Genomic DNA, 3,198 nt, shown 5'->3' with positions numbered 1-3,198 from the left:
GTTCTGGTGCTGCTTGGCGTACTTTTAGGTTCACTGTACATCCAGTTTTTTGTTGGAGAGGAGCCATGCCGACTATGCACTTGGCAACGCATGACCATGTTTTTCATTATGGCTGTGCTGCTGATAAACCTGCGTTTCGGCCAAAGCACACTTAATTATGGCCTGATTATTCTATTTTCCCTATTTGGCTCAACAGTCTCCATTCGCCAGATTCTATCATATATCATGCCCGGTAGCCTCGGTTTCGGGCCTGCTGTTTTCGGCTTGCACACATACACTTGGGCACTACTGGTCTTCGCGTGTTCCATTCTGGCATCAGCCGTAATTCTCATTATAGGAATTGGTGAAGAGGACTATGAAATAAAAATTAAACCAATTTTCATCAAAGGGCTTTTCGGTCTCGCTATGGCGGCAACTTTGACATTCTCCGTTGCTACCCTAAACCAATGCGGTCTTGATGCCTGCCCGGCGGCAACGGAATATCTCGGAGCCACGCCGGATGCCATCAAATCTCTTGAAGAAGAATGCTGCCCTAATCCCAAGAAGCAATGATTCAGCAACCTCGTAACCTTTAAAGGAAGATAAAACATGCGGTATTTCAAAAGGCTTTTGGCTGTAGGCGTCTTTTTGTCGATGGCCTTGAACGGTGCGGCTTTTGCGGCAGTCCAAAATGTGGACACAAAACAAATGCAGGCAGTGATCGAAAAAAACGCCGACAACCCCGATTTCATTATTTTGGACGTGAGCCCTGCGGCTGCGTTCGCCAGCAGCCATTTGGAGGGGGCGCTTTCACTTCCCGCCAATGACCCCAGTTTTGAAGTAAACTTGCAAAAATTGGATAAGAGCAAAACCTATCTTGTATACTGCCACCGGATGAACTGGACGCCCAAAGCCGTGGAGGTAATGAGCAAGAACAATTTCACCGACCTGTATGCTTCCAGCGAAGGCAAGGCGGGCTGGATGCAGGCTGGTGGCCGTGTTGTCGCGGCAGGGCCATATCAGGTTGATACCCAACAAGTGATGAAACTTGTTGCCGAAAATAAAAATAATCCCCAATTTGTTATTCTAGATGTAAGCCCGGAGCCTGCCTTTGCCAGAGCGCATATTGAAGGGGCTGTCTCCATGGCGGCAAACAGTCCGAACTTTGAGTCCAAAGTACAAGAACTTGATAGAGAGAAAACGTACCTTGTCTACTGTATGGGTGGCCGCTGGACTCCAGAAGCCATCAACATCATGCAAAAATATAAATTTTCTCATGTGATAGCAGCAAGTGAAGGGCTTTCCGGCTGGATGCGTGCGGGTAGCAAGGTCGTTTCCGGGCAATAATAACTGCGACAATCCAAAAGGACTTACAATGAAAAAGTATATCTGGCGCTTATCTGTGGCATTAGCCGTGATGGCACTTTGCTTTCCACTACAAGCACAAGCTATGGATGCCTTGGGAAAGTATTTGTCCTCATTTGACTACGAAGAACGGATGGACATGAAAGCAACGAGCCGGGAGGTGATCCAATGGCTGATTGAAGACAAGGCCGTGCTTGTGGATATTCGCTTCAAAGAAGAACAGGCATTGTGGGGAGTTGACTTCGCCAAGAAAATTCCCTTGGCTGAATTGCCTTCCCGGTTAAAAGAATTACCCAAGGATAAAATTATTGTAACAGCCTGCCCTTACAATGACAGAGCCAATCTCGCCAGAGTGTATTTAGTCTCCCAAGGGTACAATGCAAAATACCTCACGGATGGATTGCGTGGCCTAGCGGAACTGTTGCGCGGCGACAATGCCAAGACCGTATATGAAGCCCTAAACCGGAAATAATTTTGCGGAGGTATGAAAATCGCCCCTTGACTTAGTTCAATTTGTGTTGAATTATTAACCAATGAAAACGAAAGAGGCCAGCAAAATATTTGAAGCTCTGTCTTCGGATGTGCGTCTTGACCTGTTCAGGCTGTTAGTGAAAAACGCGCCTGAAGGTCTTGTGGCTGGTGACATTGCCAAACAACTAGATATCCCTTCAACCAATCTGTCATTTCACCTGAAAACTATTATGCAAAGCGGTTTGGTGGATGTGGAGAGGGAAGGCAGGTTCATGCGCTATAAGGCGAGTATCCCGTTGATGCTGGATATTGTGGCGTATCTGACAGAAGAATGCTGCGCCAATAATCCAGAACAGTGCCGGAAGTATCGTAACGCCAGCCATGTTGAGCCGAACGTATTGCCGGATAAACCCTGTGGTGACGGCTAAAGGGGTTGGCGATTTTTTTTGGTTTGATATGTCAATAATTCAACTAGTGTTGTTTAGTTGGGCGAAATAAAGGAAAAGGTCATGGGCGCAGAGAAACAAGATCCCCACGGCGCGAATTGTTGCTGTGCTTCTCCGGTCAAACCTCTTGAACCGGCAGGCAACAACTCCTGTGGTGTATGGAATACTCGCTATTTTGTGATTATCGCTGTGCTGGCGATGGGCTGGTGGTTAGTCTACTCATACATATTGGACGCATCCCATTGGATAGTCTTTAACGCTTTCGGTTTTGTTGCGGATTCCCATTCCGGTGCTTCCCTGGAATTTTTCATCTACGACACGATAAAAATTCTCATGCTTCTGGTGGCGCTTATTTACGGCATTGCCTGGATACGCGCCTCCATGAACGTGGAGCGGGTGCGTGACTACCTCGCGGGAAAACGGCGCGGCCTCGGCTACTTTCTGGGTGCGTTGTTCGGGGCGGTGACGCCGTTCTGCTCCTGCTCAAGTATTCCGTTGTTTCTTGGGTTCACAACTGCCCGCATCCCCATCGGCATTACCATGTCGTTTCTGATAACCTCGCCGCTTATCAATGAGATAGCGGTGGTTCTGCTGTGGGGTTTGCTCGGCTGGAAATTCACGGTGATTTATGTGGTGGTCGGTATGTCCGCTGGCATTATCGGCGGCTTTGTCATGGACGGCCTCAAGGCTGGCCGCTGGTTGCAGCCGTTCATCCTGGAAGCGACGGAGAAAGCTCCGGCGCACCAGTATGTCAACGAAGCGGGAGAAGTGCAAAAGCTGACAGTGCGGCAACGGCATATGTTTGCCTACAGCGAAACAAGCTCCATTTTCAAGCGCGTGTGGAAGTGGGTCATTGTTGGCGTCGGCATTGGTGCGGCCCTGCACGGCTTTGTGCCTGACAACTGGTTTGCGGAAAATCTTGGCGCCGGAGAATGGG

The 3,198-nt window shown here is 48.8% G+C and carries 5 protein-coding genes; all 5 read left to right on the top strand.

Features of this window, described 5'->3' with window-relative positions:
• A partial coding sequence (locus QZ377_RS12055) for a disulfide bond formation protein B (protein WP_291441418.1) occupies positions 1 to 552 on the top strand: 552 nt, incomplete at its 5' end.
• 36 nt (positions 553 to 588) lie between these two features.
• Positions 589 to 1,326 carry a rhodanese-like domain-containing protein gene (locus QZ377_RS12050; protein WP_291441416.1) on the top strand — a complete coding sequence of 246 codons (738 nt, stop codon included), beginning with the start codon at positions 589 to 591 and terminating at the stop codon, positions 1,324 to 1,326.
• Between the two features lie 28 nt (positions 1,327 to 1,354).
• Positions 1,355 to 1,816 carry a rhodanese-like domain-containing protein gene (locus QZ377_RS12045; protein ID WP_291441414.1) on the top strand — a complete coding sequence of 154 codons (462 nt, stop codon included), beginning with the start codon at positions 1,355 to 1,357 and terminating at the stop codon, positions 1,814 to 1,816.
• Between the two features lie 61 nt (positions 1,817 to 1,877).
• The gene (locus QZ377_RS12040) at positions 1,878 to 2,243 is read left to right on the top strand and encodes a helix-turn-helix domain-containing protein (protein WP_291441413.1); all 366 of its coding nucleotides are present in this window, start codon (positions 1,878 to 1,880) and stop codon (positions 2,241 to 2,243) included.
• 81 nt (positions 2,244 to 2,324) lie between these two features.
• Positions 2,325 to 3,198: permease (locus tag QZ377_RS12035; protein ID WP_291441411.1), on the top strand; the 874-nt coding region annotated here is incomplete at its 3' end.

The sequence above is a fragment of the Desulfovibrio sp. genome (assembly GCF_019424165.1).
Lineage (GTDB): Bacteria > Desulfobacterota > Desulfovibrionia > Desulfovibrionales > Desulfovibrionaceae > Desulfovibrio.
This window is presented reverse-complemented; position numbering and strand designations above follow the sequence as displayed.